The following is a 13,221-nucleotide window of genomic DNA, read 5'->3' as shown; positions in this document are numbered from 1 at the left end:
GGCGATAACATGGCAGTGCCTGATGCCGAAGAGGAAACGGGCGGCCCCCTTCCGGAACCGCCCGCCTTCTCCGTCGCGTCCCGTGGCCTCCTACCGGATCGCGACCGGATTGATGATCATCTGAACCGCGCCGCGCACCTTGGCCTGGCCAAGGACGAACATGAACTCCGTCACGCCATCGGCGGCCAACTCTTCAGTGACCATGTTTTCCAGGATGTAGATCCCGTTATGCGCCAGCAGGATCTGGTGCACCTCGAAGACGCCCACGCCCTCCTCGAAGGGCACGGCCTCCAGCCCCCAGGTATCCGCGCCCACGGCGACCACGCCGATCTCGGCCAGGTACTCCGCCCCGGTCTTGCCCAGCCCCGGCTCGACCGACCCATAGCGCGCCGTGTCGCGGGTCTCTTCCTTCAGCAGGTCCAGCCAGCCGGAATGGAACAGCACCACGTCGCCTTCGCGGATCTCGACGCCCTGCTGCTCGGCGGCGGCCATGATGTCCTCGCGGGTATAGGCCGTGCCTTCGTCCAGGATGTCCTTGCCATAGAACGCCGACATGTTCAGCAACACGCCCCGCGTGACCATCGGCGGGACCTTTTCGATGCCCAGCTTGGTCATCCCGTCGGCGGCCACGAAATCGGAGCCTTCCAGACCGTTGTAATAGGTATGGTCCACCCCGATATGGCCCAGCCCGTCGATCTGCGACCCGATACCAAGCCAGCCCATGAAGATATCGTCGTTGTAGGTCGTCTTGGTCGGCCCCAGGCCGGAATTGTTCACCTGACCCGGCTGAAGGATCGCGATGGACATCGACCGCGGCGCAAAGGCCGGGACGGTACTGTCGAGCGTCAGGCCTAGCGAATAGGTCTTGCCCTCGGTGACCAGCCCGGCCGCCGCCTTGGCCCGCTCCGGCGTCAGCAGGTTTGCGGCGCCGATTTCGTCGTCCGGCCCATATTTGGACTCGGTCCAGCTCATGTCCGAATGGCTCTCGGCAACCGCGCTGCCAGCCATCAGGGCACAGGCAAAGAGTCCGGCAACGGCCGGTTTCAGCAGTGTTTTCATTTGGTTTCCTCCCTTGCATCCACCGCACCACCGAAGGATGCCACCGGTGGTGCGATTGGTCGGACCTTAGGAGGGCCGCGGCGCATTGTCACGCCGCGCCGCGGCAGCAGGCAAAGGTCGGCCCATGCAGGGCGCGGCACGCTCTTGCAAGGTCCGGCGGCGCTGGTTAGGGCTTCTCCATGCGTGTTCTGCCCGCCCTTGTCGCCTTCGGCTTTCTCAGCGCCGCCGCCGCGCCCGCGCTGGCGCATCCGCATATCTTTGTGGACACCGGCCTTGCGCTGACGCTGGACGAGGCCGGGCGCGTGACCCAGGTCGAGGTGACCTGGAAATACGACGACCTCTATTCCCTCCTGATCATGCAGGACCGGGGCCTGGACGACGACGCCGATGGCGCCCTGACCGAGGCGGAGCTGGCCCAGATCGACGGCTGGGACATGAACTGGATCGAGGGCTACGAGGGCGACCTCTATCTCGAAACACCCGGCGGCGTGCCTGTCGCGCTGGACGCCCCGCAACCCCTGTCGACCGACGTGGAGGACGGGCGCCTGATCTCCCGTCACATCCGTCCCCTGGCCGAGCCCGTCGCGGCCGACGGCCTGGCCCTCCGCGCCTTCGATCCGGAATTCTACACCGCCTACGACCTGACCCTGGGCGTCACCGTGGGCAACTCCTGCGCCGCCACGGTCACCCCGCCGGATCAGGACGCCGCTTACCGCGAGGCCCGCGAGATCATGTCGGACTTTCCCGAAGACGCGGTCGGGGTCCCCATGCTGGGCCATGTCTTTGCCGAGACGGTGTCGATCACATGCTCCCCCGCCGACTGACCCTGCTGCTGCCCCTGCTGCTGGTCGCGGGCGGGCTGGTCTGGCTCTGGGCCGGGGGCTGCTTCGACCGCCTGGCGCTCTGGGCCGCCGCCGAACAACGTGAGGCGCAGAACGCCATCGCCCGCGCCGTCCGGGCGATCAAACAGGGCGACGCCGGGGCGCTCTCCGGCCTGATGACGGTCGCCTTCCTCTACGGCGTTTTCCATGCGGCGGGGCCGGGGCACGGCAAGATCCTGATCGGCGGATACGGCATGACCCGCGCGGTGCCCGCCCTGCGTCTGGCGGGCTTCGCGCTGGCCTCCAGCCTGGCGCAGTCGCTGACCGCCGTGCTCATGGTCGTCGCCGGGATCGGCCTGCTCAGCTGGACCCGGACGCAGGTGACGGATCTGGCCGACGGATGGCTCTCGCTGGCCTCCTACCTGGCGATTGCCATGGTCGGCCTCTGGCTGGCGCTGCGCGGTCTCCGGGGGCTTGTCCGTCCGGAGCAGGCGGGCTGCGGTCACGCTCACGCTCATGATCACGTCTCCCATGACCACGACACTCACGACCACGATCATGACGACGCCCCCCACGATCACGGGGCGCACGACCATCACGCGCACCACCATCACGCCCACGACCACGGCACCTGCGGCCACGCCCACGCCCCCACACCCGAGGAGGTCGCCCGCGTCCACAGCCTCCGCGACGGGCTGATCCTGATCGGGGCGGTGGCGATCCGGCCCTGCACAGGCGCGCTCTTCCTGCTCATCATCACCTGGCGGATGGATATTCTGCCTGCCGGGATCGCGGGGACCTTTGCCATGGGTCTGGGCACGGCGAGCGTGACAGTTGCCGCGGCCCTGGCCTCCGTCTGGCTGCGCGGCGGCACCCTGGACCGTCTGAGAAAACTCCTGCCGGATGAAACACTTGCCGCCCGCATCGCCGCCACGACAGAACTCGCCGTCGGTGTCCTCGTCGCCCTGCTGTCCCTGTCGCTGGCGCTGCGCCTGATCTGACCCGCGCAAGATCGCCCGTGCACCGCCCGGCATCACTGCGGCTTGCCGCATGCGATCCGGCACCGTATGGGACCGCCATGATGACGCCAAAGGCATTCCGTTTCCACGCAGGGGCCATCCTGACCCTGGGCCTGCCGCTTGTCGGCAGCCATGTGGCGCAGTTTGCCATCACGCTGACCGATGCGGTCATGCTGGGCTGGTACGACGTGACGGCGCTGGCGGCTCAGGTACTGGCAGGCGGGGCCTTCTTCGTCATCTTCATCACCGGCTCGGGTTTCGCCTGGGCTGTCACGCCCCTGGTCGCCGCGGCCGAAGGGCAGGGCGACACGACCCAGGCCCGCCGCGCGACCCGCATGGCGCTCTGGCTGGTGACGCTCTTCACGCTGGTCACCTTCCCGGCGATGTACTTCTCCCGGCCGATATTCGAGGCCCTGGGTCAGCAGCCCGAGGTCGCCAGCCAGGCCGGCGACTACCTGCGGATCGCCGGGTTCGGCCTGCTGCCCGCGATCGTCGTCATGGTCTTCAAGAGCTTCCTGTCGGCGCTGGAGATGACCCGGATCATCCTCTGGGTCACCATCGCGGCGGTCTTTGCCAATGCCGCGATGAACTGGGGCCTGATCTTCGGCAACCTCGGCCTGCCCGAAATGGGCATCCGCGGCGCGGCGCTCGCCTCCATCGGGACACAGATCACCTCCATGGTGCTGCTCGTCGTCTACATCCTGCGCCGCCTGCCGGAACACACGCTGTTCCAGCGCATGTGGCGCCCGGATTGGGAGGCCTTCCGCCGGGTCTTCGCCATGGGCGTGCCGATCGGGCTGACCACCCTGGCCGAGGTCGGCCTCTTCTCCGCCTCCTCGGTGATGATGGGCTGGCTGGGCGAGGTGCCCCTGGCCGCCCATGGCATCGCGCTGCAGATCGCTTCACTCACTTTCATGGTGCATCTCGGCCTGTCCAATGCGGCCACGGTCCGGGCGGGCCGGGCCATGGGCCGCGCCGACTGGCCCGGCCTGCGCGAGGGCGCGATCAGCGCCGTTGTCCTGTCGATGATCGCCGCCGGTCTGACGATCCTGCTGTTCCTGACCCTGCCCGGGCCGCTGATCGGCCTGTTCCTGGATCCCGACGACACCCGGCGCGAGGCGGTGATCGCCACCGGCAGCATCCTCCTCGCGGCGGCCGCGCTGTTCCAGCTGGTCGATGCCGCGCAGGTCATGGCCATCGGGGTGCTGCGCGGCGTGCAGGAAACCCGCGTGCCGATGATCATCGCGACGATCAGCTACTGGCTGATCGGCCTGCCGGTCGCCTATGGTCTGGGCTTCGGCGCGGGCCTGGGCGGTGTCGGCGTCTGGCTGGGCCTGGCCGCCGGCCTCGCCATCGCCGCGATCCTGCTGATGTGGTGGTTCTGGTGGCGGGTGTTCCCCCGGCTGTCAGACGGTGGCACGGCGGCGGGCGCCCCGGCGACGTGACCCGCCGAGTCCCGGGCTCGCCCCGGGACCTCGAAGGAATGTGCATCATGGCTGGACAAGGCTGCGTAGGTGCGAGGCCCCGGCGCGGGTGCCGGGGCACGCAACCCCTAGTGTCAGACGTCGCGGCAAGGTTCCCCCGGCCTCACGCCATCCCGCGCGTTTTCAGCACCCGGTCCGCCTTCTTGCGCACCAGAACCGTGCGCAGATCATGCATGGCCAGCAGCATCGCATCCGTCACCAGATCCAGCTGTTCGTCCGTGGCCCGCGACTGCGCCCAATGCGTCGTCTGGTTCAGCGTGTCCACCGCCCGCAGGATGTCGTCGATATCGCGGTGGGCGAGGGTCACGATCCGGTCCTCCATCCAGGTCTCGATCGCCTCGATATCCCCTTCGGTCAGGGCGCGGTCGCCATTCGCCTTGATCTCGCCATTGCGGATATTGACGACGGCGATCTGCTCCATCTCGATCCGCCGCGCCCGGTCGGCGGCGGTGACGCGAAAGACAAAGGCGCCATTGTCGCGCACGCGGAAGTAATACGGGGGCAGTTCGGTGGACAAGGTTCAGCCCTTTCAGTCGTTTTCCAGGACGCGCAGCAACGACCCGTCCGCATCAATCAGCGCGAACATGCGCGGCACCGGCGGCCGGTCCATGATCCCGGTGATCCGGGGGATCGACTTGGGGTCGCGCGGCAGGTCCAGCGCCATCCATTCGCCATGATACCTGTCCAGGTCGTCAACCCGGATACAGGCGCTGAACCAGCTCGAGTACGGGTCAACCTCGGGATGCGGGAAGAATTCGAGCACGAGCGCCCCCCGCGTCAGGATCATCCAATGATCGTCGCGGTAGGCCGTTTCGAACCCCATCTTCCCATAGAACGCCGCCGTCGCGTCGAAATCGCGCGCCGGCAGGTTTGCGGTGATCCGATCCCCAGAGGCCGACATCAGCGCAGCGTCGCGCAGAAATCCTGGATCCGCGTGCAGGCCTCTTTCAGGTTCTCGTCCGAGGTCGCGTAGGAGACACGGAAGTTCGGCGACAAGCCGAAGGCCGCGCCAAAGACGACGGCAACGCCCTTGTCCTCCAGCAGTGCCTTGGCGAACACCTCGTCATCCGTGATCTCGACACCGCCGGGGGTGGATTTGCCGATCAGACCGGCGATGGAGGGATAGACGTAGAAGGCCCCCTCCGGCACCGGGCAGGTGATGCCCTCGATCGCGTTCAGCATCTCGCAGACCATGTCGCGGCGGCGCACGAAGGTCTGATTGTTGACCGGGATGTAATCCTGCGGTCCGTTCAGCGCCTCGACCGCCGCCCATTGCGAGATCGAAGGCGGGTTGGAGGTCGACTGCGACTGGATCTTGCGGATCGCGCCGATCAGTTCCTTCGGACCCGCCGCATAGCCGATCCGCCAGCCGGTCATCGCATAGGCCTTGGACACGCCGTTGACGGTCAGGGTGCGATCATACAGCTCCGGCTCGACCTCCGCGGGCGTGCAGAATTCGAAATCGTCGTAGGCGAGGTGTTCGTACATGTCATCGGTCAGGACCCAGACATGCGGGTGCTTTTTCAGCACATCGGTCAGCGCCTTCAGCTCCTCGCGCGAGTAGCCCGCGCCGGTCGGGTTCGACGGCGAGTTGAAGATGAACCACTTGGTCTTCGGCGTGATCGCCGCGTCCAGCTGATCGGCGGTGATCTTGAAACTGGTCTCCAGCTGCGCCTCGATAAAGACCGGCTCGCCCCCGGCCAGCAGGACCATGTCGGGATAGGACACCCAGTAGGGCGCCGGAATCACCACCTCGTCACCGGGGTTCAGCGTGGCCATCAGCGCATTGTAGAGCACCTGCTTGCCGCCGGTGCCGACCGTGACCTGCTCGGGCGCATAGTCCAGCCCGTTGTCGCGTTTGAACTTGGCGCAGATCGCCTTTTTCAGCTCGGGAATACCATCGACGGCGGTGTATTTCGTTTTCCCGCCATTGATCGCCGCAATTGCAGCAGCCTTGATGTTCTCGGGCGTGTCAAAGTCCGGCTCACCGGCCCCCAGACCGATGACGTCCTTACCGGCCGCCTTCAGTTCAGCCGCCATGTTCGTGACGGCAATGGTCGGCGAGGGTTTCACACGGGACAGGGTGTCGGACAGGAAAGGCATCGGGGCCCCCAAGGGTTTGAGTTTCGGACGGCCCTGTCATAGAAGCATTGGCAGAGCCTCTCAAGCAGGTTCGGAAGGGAAGACGGCATGAGTGACGACAACACCGACTGGTTCGGGGCGGATAGCGCCACCTTCGGCGATCGCCTCGCCGCGGCACGCGACGCCGCAGGGATGAGCCAGAACGACCTTGCCCGCCGCCTGGGCGTCAAGACCTCGACACTGCGCGCCTGGGAGGAAGACCAGTCCGAACCGCGCGCCAACCGGCTGCAGATGCTCAGCGGCTTGCTGGGCGTGTCGCTGCCCTGGCTTCTGACCGGCACCGGCGAAGGCGTGGAGCCGCCGGGCGATGTGAGCGAATTGTCGGGCGATATTTCCGCCATCCTCACCGAACTGCGTGACCTGCGCGCCGAACTTGACGTCAAGGTCGGGCGGTTGGCGGTGCTGGAAAAGCGGCTGCGCGCCAAGCTCAAAGAGGTTGCCTGAGGCATGACCGAACCCCGTGAAACCCGGTTGAAGCGGATGCGCATGCGGTCCATGCGGCGGGGCACCAAGGAAATGGATATCCTGATGATGCGCTTCGCCGAGGCGCATCTCGACTCGCTGGAGGAGGCCGAGCTCGACCTCCTCGACCGGGTGCTGGAAGAAAACGACCAAGACCTCTACCGATGGATCACCGGACAGGAGGGCGCCCCCGCGCCCCTGGCCCCCCTGATCGACCGCATCGCGGCAGAGGCCGCCCGCGGCCCGGCCTGAGTTTCCCTGCAACTTAACACTTTTTTGGCGATTATCGGTCACTCTCCCTCCGAGCAGCAAGCCACGGAGCGGATTCACCATGTCCATGTACGACCCAGCCCCCCTGCCGGCGGGAGAGCAGGCTTTCCTCGCGACCTATCTCGACTGCCTCTCGCTTGTCGAACGGCTGCACCGCCTCCTTCTGGATGTCATCAAGGATGAATTCGAACGCGTCGGCGTGCTGGACATCAACGCCGTCCAGGCCCTGCTCCTCTTCAACATAGGGGAGAACGAGGTGACGGCGGGCGAGTTGCGGACCCGGGGCTACTATCAGGGCTCCAACGTCAGCTACAACCTCAAGAAGCTGGTCGAGATGGGCTATATGCACCACCAGCGATGCGAGATCGACCGCCGCTCCGTCCGCGTCCGGCTGACGCAGAAGGGCCGCGATGTCAGGGATACGGTCGCCGCACTCTTCGCGCGGCATGCCGACGAAATCGCCAAGCGTGAGATCCTCGACGCCGGGGGGATCGACCTGATCACATCCTCTCTGCGCCGGGTCGAACGGTATTGGTCGGATCAGATCAGATATATCTATTGATCCACCCCCGTGCGCCGCGCCTGGCAGAGGTGTGTCTAGAAGGACCATGGGACCATGGACGTGCCACCCATGTCCATCCGGGGCCGCCGCGCGCGGCGGCTATGTGAGTGCAAGGTCGCGGGCCGGTATCCACCGATATCGGCCCGCTCGCAGCACCGCTTCGTGCCACCGGTCCCGACAGGAGATGGCAAGGACCAGCAGCCTCACCCAGGCTGCCTTGTCCGATCTTTCCGGGCGCCCAGGATCAGCCCGTTGACCTCCCGAAACAACTTCCGCGCCATGGCCGCTTCGAACTCCTCGAACCCCCGCGCGACCTCCAGAAACGCCCCCGGCCCATGCAGCACCTCGGCGCGGTAGAATTCCACCACGCCCGGCTCCTCGCTGGTGATGACCAGACCGTTCACCACGACATCCCTTAACGGAAAATGCCGGTAGGCGTTCACGGGCGGAAAGCCCTCGTTGTTGGTCCCGTCGCCGGAAATGTCGATGACCTGCCGGTCGCAGACCGGCCCATCCCGCAGCATCCCCGCCCCATAGCCCAGGGCATAGCCGATCGCCGTGGGATAATCCTTCCACCCGCGCCGCGCGCTCGCGATCTGCCCGATCACCGCATCCAGCCGGGCGGGGCTGTCGATCAGCACCCAGTCCAGCATGACGGTCTGCTGCCTCCGGCCGCTCCATTCATAGACGGCCATGGCGATGGCCCCGCCGGGATCGTTGAGAATCGCATCGCGGACATCCGGCGCGTTTAAAGCGCGGGCCAGCCCGTCGCGCTGCAACTGATACTCCCGCGCATCGACCGAGGCAGAAACATCCATCCCGATCAAGAGCGCCAGCCGACACTGCGCCTGCGCGGCCGGGGCCAGCAGCAGGACGGCGAGCGCCGCGGCGACCCTCAGGATCACCAATGGCCTGTGTTGTCCATACTGGCCCATGGTTCCGCGGGCTCCAGCGCGGGCCCGTCCTGCAACAGCTCGACCGAGATATTGTCCGGCGACCGGACAAAGGCCATCCGGCCATCGCGCGGCGGCCGGTTGATCGTCACCCCGTTGTCCATCAGGTGCTGGCACATCTCGTAGATATTCCCGACGGAATAGGCGAGATGCCCGAAATGGCGGCTGTCCGAGGGCAGCCCGTCATCGCCATCCCAGTTGTAGGTCAGTTCCACCGGACACTCCGGCTGCCCGTCCGGCGCCATGAAGATCAGCGAAAACCGGCCCTGTTCACTGTCGATCCGCCGGGTCTCCTTCAACCCGAGCAGTTCAAAGAAGGCCATGGTCTTCTCCAGGTCCTTCACGCGAACCATGGTGTGCAAATAGCGGACTTTCATTGCGGGCTCCCTTTCACGCATTCCGGATGCAGGATAGGCCGCTTTGACCAAGTGTCGAGGGGCCTCGCCCCCCGCGCTGCGCGATCGCCCTTCAGAAGGCCGAGCGGACCCCAACCGTGATCGCCATCTGCTTGCTGGTGAAATGCGAGACATTGGAACTGGTCCGTTGCGCCGACAGGGTAACCGCCGGGGCAAAGCCGCCATAGTCGAACTCCGTGAAGACCATGTCGACATTGGCGAACCAGGTCTCGTCCTGCCGCCCGCCCGGCACGGCAAACAGACCGACCATGTAATCGTCGTAACTCTGGCTGGCCGCGCCGATGCGCAGTGTCACATCCGCCGGGCCGATGGGCTTCTCCGGCTGATAGCTGGCATAGGCCAGCCAGCGGTCCGAGCGGCGGTTGCCGTCCGCGCTGTCCGTGGCGCGATAGCTGACCGACAGGGCCATCTGATCGCCCGAGGGCAGATCGAACCCCAAGGTGGACCGCGCTGTCCATCCCTGCTGATCCTGGAACCGGTTCAGCCGGGCAATCCGCCAGTCCCGGGTCAGCCCGCCCTGCCAAGTCAAGGTTTCGCTCAGCTTGCGCCCGTAGGTCAGCGCCGTCGTCACCACATCCTGCCGCGCCGCGCCGTTCTGCCAGCTGCGCGCCACCGAGGTCTCCGCCCGCACCGATCCCTCTCCCACCTTGCGGAGGTAGGACAACCCCGCCTCCGCCGTCGTGCTGGAAAGGTCGGAGTTGGTCACCGTCGGTGCCGCCGCCCGCGCCGCGTCCGACAGCCGGACCTGCCGCGTCCCCAGTTTCAGGCTGAGATCGGTGCGCATCTGCCGCGACCCCGCCAGGCGATAGCTGAGCCGCCCCTCCGCAGTGGTGACCACCCCAGATAGCGCTTGGGCCGAGGGGCTCAGCTGCCCGACAAAGGGCAGCCCCTCGATCACCGAGACGGAGCTTTCCGCCCCGTTGTTCACATTCGACGAGGGCGCGACGGAGAAATCGAAGCCAAGGGACAGCGGGTTCTTCACTCGCAGGATGCGATAGTCGCGCACCACGACGGATTCATGCGCCTCCGACGGGGCATAGGCCAGCGACCGGCGCAACCAGAGCTGCGCCACCGTCAAACTATCCTGTTCAAAGGCCATCCGCGCCGCCATCTGCGCCGCCTGGAACTTGTGCATCGGCTTGTCGGCCTCGCGAAAGGCAAGACGCAGCGCCCGCCGCGCCTCCTTCGGCCGCGCCTGTGCCGCGCGCACCCGCGCCAGCAACAGATGGGCAAAGGCGTCCCCCCCATCCCGCTGCAACAGGCCAAGCGCAACCTCCTCCGCCAGGTCGAGGCGCCCCTGCTGCAGCGCCGAAACGCCGATGGTCCGCGCCTGCGCGACGCTGACCTCCTCGGCCCGGGCGGGTCCGAGGACCAGCCCGCCGAGGAGCGTCAGGGCAAGCGCGAGGCGCCGCAGCATCGGATCAGTTCACGGTGTCGCAGATCGGGTCGTCATTGGCGGTGCCGCATCTGTCCAGAACAAAGACACCGCGCTCGAACTCGTTCTCCAGCCCCAGGCCATCGTTGATGTCGATCTGCTCGACCTCCACCACACCGCCGACAGCGGTGGCATCCGTGCCCCCGAAGATCCCGCCGAAGGCGCCGATGGATGTCCCCGTTTCGCCCGCATGTTCGACCGACCCGGCAAAGGTCCCCGCGGTCCCGTCGATGACACCCTGCACCAGGACGATATCCGGCACGGCCAGCAGCCCGCCATTCACCGTCGGATCGCCATCCACGATATTGCGGTTGCTGATCCCGCCGTTCACCGCATTGTCGCCGAAGCTGACGTTAAGGAAGATGTCTCCCGTCACCCGCCGCGCCTGTTGCGGTCGGTTCAGCGTCGGGATGGTCGGATCGGCGATCGCCTGAAGGTCGTTGTTGGGCGAGGCGGAATTGACGTTCATGTTCGTCACGCCCACGTAGCTGCCCGCATAGGATACAAGGCCCGCCGGCGTCCCGCCCGAGCTCGGCGGACTATAGGACCCGCTGCGTTCATAATACCCGCCGGAGTAGAAATAGTTGAACTGTCCGCCGTCCCCCACGACACCGGCCTTGACCGTCGTCCCCGGGTCGGTCGAGCGCCGCGTCAGCGCCGTGAAATGCCGGTCCAGCGGGTCGTCCTGCAGCGTGTAGGCCTGATAGCCATCCACATCCAGCGCGGCATTGCGCACAAAGCTTGCCACGATCGGGGTCGCGTCGAACCCTTCCAGCGTCAGGCTCAGCGTGCCGCTATCCGGATCGTAGACCGCATTGGTCAGATTACTGGCCAGTCCCGCCGGGATGCCGTTGATCGTCTCCTCATCGGTGACGTCGTCATCGGTGGTCGTATCGTCGTCAAACGGGTTGGTGCCGTCTCCGCCGCAGCTCGCCAATGCGAGCATCGCCAGCAGCGCTGCCGTGGTTTTCCTGATCATCTGCCTGCCTCATGTGCCATTTGCGGCGCATTGTTTTGCCGGAAACATCAACCGGATAGGCTGCAAAGTCAATCCTGCATGGGGGAAAGCACCATGGTGCGGCGCAAATGCCCTACCGTATCTGGTGGTGCATATGGCGCTAATCCCTATATACTGTGCAGGTCGCCAGACATGGGAATCAATCCAACCGCCCGGAGTACCGCCAGATGCGCCAATATCTCGACCAGCTACGCACCGTTCTGGATCATGGAACCCCCTCCACGGATCGCACCGGCACCGGCACGACCTCCTATTTCGGCCTCCAGGCCCGCTATCCCCTGGCAGAGGGCTTCCCCCTCGTCACCACCAAGAAACTGCACCTGAAGAGCATCGTGCACGAGCTGCTCTGGTTCCTCTCCGGCGACACCAACATCCGCTATCTCAAGGAAAACGGCGTCTCCATCTGGGACGAATGGGCGGATGAAAACGGCGACCTCGGTCCGGTCTACGGCCACCAGTGGCGCCACTGGCCCACGCCCCAGGGCGAGGTCGACCAGATCGCCAAGCTGATCGAGATGATCCGCAAGAGCCCCGACAGCCGCCGCCTCATCGTCTCCGCCTGGAACCCGGCGGAGGTCGATCAGATGGCGCTGCCCCCCTGCCACACGCTCTGGCAGGTGCGCATCGCCGGGGGCAAGCTGCACCTCCAGCTCTACCAGAGGTCCGCCGACATGTTCCTGGGCGTGCCCTTCAACATCGCCTCATACGCTCTCCTTCAGGTCATGCTCGCCCATGTCACCGGGTACGAACCCGGCGATTTCGTCCATTCCATCGGCGACGCCCATATCTACTCCAACCATATGGAGCAGGTCGCCCTGCAACTCACCCGCACGCCGCATCCGCTGCCCAGACTGCGGCTGACGCGGGAGGTCTCCTCCATCTTCGACTTCAGGTATGAAGATTTCGTGTTCGAAAACTACACCCCCGACGCCGCCATCCGCGCGCCCGTCGCTGTCTGAGGAGGCGCCATGATCACCCTCATCGTCGCCCGCGACCGCAACCACGCCATCGGCCGCGACGGCACCATCCCCTGGCACCTGCCCGGCGACCTGCGGATGTTCCAGCGCGAAACCACCGGCGGCGCCCTCATCATGGGCCGCGCCACATGGGAAAGCCTGCCGGTCAAGCCTCTGAAAAACCGCCTGAATATCGTGGTGTCCCGGGACCGCTCGCTCGCCGACCACGTCGTGGGCTCGGTCACGGAGGCAGTGGAACTCGCCGCCTCCCAGGGCCACTTCCGCCTCTACGGCATCGGCGGCGCCCGCATCTACGCGGAGATGCTGCCCCTGGCGCACCGCCTGCTGCTGACCGAGGTCGACTGCGCCGTCGAGGGCGCGGACACCTGGTTCCCGGAGATCGACGAGGCGCACTGGCGGGAGATCTCATCGCAGCCGGGCGAGGGGGACGTGGGGTATGTTGTGCGGGAGTTGGTGAGGTGAAATGAAACTGAACGCTAGGTCATGTTGACAAAAGACGCAGCCAGAGGCGGATGGAGGTGATGTCTATGAAGCCAAGGAAGCTCTCAGCGGTCTTGTCGTAGCGGGTTGCGACCCGGCGAGCGTTCTTCAGCTTGTTGAAGC

At 66.0% G+C, this 13,221-nt stretch carries 16 protein-coding genes and 1 pseudogene; 8 read left to right on the top strand and 9 right to left on the bottom strand.

Translation table 11 applies throughout. The features are described from left to right. Positions 1-90: 90 nt before the first annotated feature. Positions 91-1,059: a cyclase family protein gene (locus ACFC2Y_RS13475; RefSeq protein WP_375175691.1), complete on the bottom strand. Its 969-nt coding sequence runs from the start codon at positions 1,057-1,059 to the stop codon at positions 91-93. A 179-nt stretch (positions 1,060-1,238) separates the two neighbouring features. On the opposite strand from ACFC2Y_RS13475, the gene ACFC2Y_RS13470 reads away from it, so the two are divergent. The 3 genes from ACFC2Y_RS13470 to ACFC2Y_RS13460 all read left to right on the top strand — a co-directional run bounded on the left by ACFC2Y_RS13470 (position 1,239) and on the right by ACFC2Y_RS13460 (position 4,344). Next, positions 1,239-1,883, top strand: a complete 645-nt coding sequence (locus ACFC2Y_RS13470; protein WP_375175692.1) for a DUF1007 family protein — start codon at positions 1,239-1,241, stop codon at positions 1,881-1,883. Beyond that, a complete protein-coding gene (locus ACFC2Y_RS13465) occupies positions 1,865-2,881 on the top strand; it encodes a nickel/cobalt transporter (RefSeq protein ID WP_375175693.1) in 1,017 nt (338 codons plus the stop codon). Before ACFC2Y_RS13470 ends, ACFC2Y_RS13465 begins: the two co-directional genes overlap by 19 nt. A gap of 77 nt (positions 2,882-2,958) precedes the next feature. Next, the gene (locus ACFC2Y_RS13460; protein WP_375175694.1) at positions 2,959-4,344 is read left to right on the top strand and encodes an MATE family efflux transporter; all 1,386 of its coding nucleotides are present in this window, start codon (positions 2,959-2,961) and stop codon (positions 4,342-4,344) included. A 142-nt stretch (positions 4,345-4,486) separates the two neighbouring features. On the opposite strand, the gene ACFC2Y_RS13455 is transcribed toward ACFC2Y_RS13460, so the two are convergent. The 3 genes from ACFC2Y_RS13455 to ACFC2Y_RS13445 are packed head-to-tail and all read right to left on the bottom strand — an operon-like array spanning position 4,487 to position 6,486. After that, a complete protein-coding gene (locus tag ACFC2Y_RS13455; RefSeq protein ID WP_375175695.1) occupies positions 4,487-4,900 on the bottom strand; it encodes a hypothetical protein in 414 nt (137 codons plus the stop codon). Positions 4,901-4,912: 12 nt separating this feature from the next. Next, a complete protein-coding gene (locus ACFC2Y_RS13450) occupies positions 4,913-5,284 on the bottom strand; it encodes a bleomycin resistance protein (protein ID WP_375175696.1) in 372 nt (123 codons plus the stop codon). Next, positions 5,284-6,486 (bottom strand): pyridoxal phosphate-dependent aminotransferase, encoded by a 1,203-nt coding sequence (locus ACFC2Y_RS13445; protein WP_375175697.1) that lies wholly within the window; start codon positions 6,484-6,486, stop codon positions 5,284-5,286. Before ACFC2Y_RS13445 ends, ACFC2Y_RS13450 begins: the two co-directional genes overlap by 1 nt. An 87-nt stretch (positions 6,487-6,573) precedes the next feature. Between ACFC2Y_RS13445 and ACFC2Y_RS13440 the strand changes: the two genes are divergently transcribed. The 3 genes from ACFC2Y_RS13440 (at position 6,574) to ACFC2Y_RS13430 (ending at position 7,819) form a co-directional block, all read left to right on the top strand. Further along, positions 6,574-6,969, top strand: a complete 396-nt coding sequence (locus tag ACFC2Y_RS13440) for a helix-turn-helix domain-containing protein (RefSeq protein WP_375175698.1) — start codon at positions 6,574-6,576, stop codon at positions 6,967-6,969. A gap of 3 nt (positions 6,970-6,972) precedes the next feature. After that, positions 6,973-7,239: a succinate dehydrogenase assembly factor 2 gene (locus tag ACFC2Y_RS13435; protein WP_375175699.1), complete on the top strand. Its 267-nt coding sequence runs from the start codon at positions 6,973-6,975 to the stop codon at positions 7,237-7,239. Between the two features lie 79 nt (positions 7,240-7,318). Beyond that, positions 7,319-7,819 (top strand): MarR family winged helix-turn-helix transcriptional regulator, encoded by a 501-nt coding sequence (locus ACFC2Y_RS13430; RefSeq protein WP_375175700.1) that lies wholly within the window; start codon positions 7,319-7,321, stop codon positions 7,817-7,819. 203 nt (positions 7,820-8,022) lie between these two features. Here the strand turns inward: ACFC2Y_RS13430 and ACFC2Y_RS13425 are convergent, their stop codons facing one another. The 4 genes from ACFC2Y_RS13425 to ACFC2Y_RS13410 all read right to left on the bottom strand — a co-directional run bounded on the left by ACFC2Y_RS13425 (position 8,023) and on the right by ACFC2Y_RS13410 (position 11,602). Continuing rightward, positions 8,023-8,754, bottom strand: coding sequence for a DUF1194 domain-containing protein (locus ACFC2Y_RS13425; RefSeq protein WP_375186146.1), 732 nt, complete (start codon positions 8,752-8,754; stop codon positions 8,023-8,025). Beyond that, complete coding sequence (locus ACFC2Y_RS13420; RefSeq protein ID WP_375175702.1) at positions 8,721-9,149, bottom strand: VOC family protein; 429 nt, start codon at positions 9,147-9,149, stop codon at positions 8,721-8,723. Before ACFC2Y_RS13420 ends, ACFC2Y_RS13425 begins: the two co-directional genes overlap by 34 nt. Before the next feature lie 91 nt (positions 9,150-9,240). Next, a complete protein-coding gene (locus ACFC2Y_RS13415; protein WP_375175703.1) occupies positions 9,241-10,605 on the bottom strand; it encodes a surface lipoprotein assembly modifier in 1,365 nt (454 codons plus the stop codon). 4 nt (positions 10,606-10,609) lie between these two features. Further along, the gene (locus ACFC2Y_RS13410; protein WP_375175704.1) at positions 10,610-11,602 is read right to left on the bottom strand and encodes a thymidylate synthase; all 993 of its coding nucleotides are present in this window, start codon (positions 11,600-11,602) and stop codon (positions 10,610-10,612) included. 206 nt (positions 11,603-11,808) lie between these two features. On the opposite strand from ACFC2Y_RS13410, the gene ACFC2Y_RS13405 reads away from it, so the two are divergent. Together ACFC2Y_RS13405 and ACFC2Y_RS13400 are read left to right on the top strand one after the other, a co-directional pair. Then, positions 11,809-12,600 (top strand): thymidylate synthase, encoded by a 792-nt coding sequence (locus tag ACFC2Y_RS13405; RefSeq protein WP_375175705.1) that lies wholly within the window; start codon positions 11,809-11,811, stop codon positions 12,598-12,600. Positions 12,601-12,609: 9 nt separating this feature from the next. Beyond that, positions 12,610-13,080 (top strand): dihydrofolate reductase, encoded by a 471-nt coding sequence (locus tag ACFC2Y_RS13400; protein WP_375175706.1) that lies wholly within the window; start codon positions 12,610-12,612, stop codon positions 13,078-13,080. Between the two features lie 19 nt (positions 13,081-13,099). On the opposite strand, the pseudogene ACFC2Y_RS13395 reads toward ACFC2Y_RS13400, so the two are convergent. Then, positions 13,100-13,221: pseudogene (locus tag ACFC2Y_RS13395) on the bottom strand (IS5/IS1182 family transposase); the annotation flags it as partial.

The organism is Pseudooceanicola sp. (genome assembly GCF_041987405.1).
Lineage (GTDB): Bacteria > Pseudomonadota > Alphaproteobacteria > Rhodobacterales > Rhodobacteraceae > Pseudooceanicola.
Note: the sequence above shows the minus strand (reverse complement) of the source record. Positions and strands in the feature narration are given on the sequence as shown.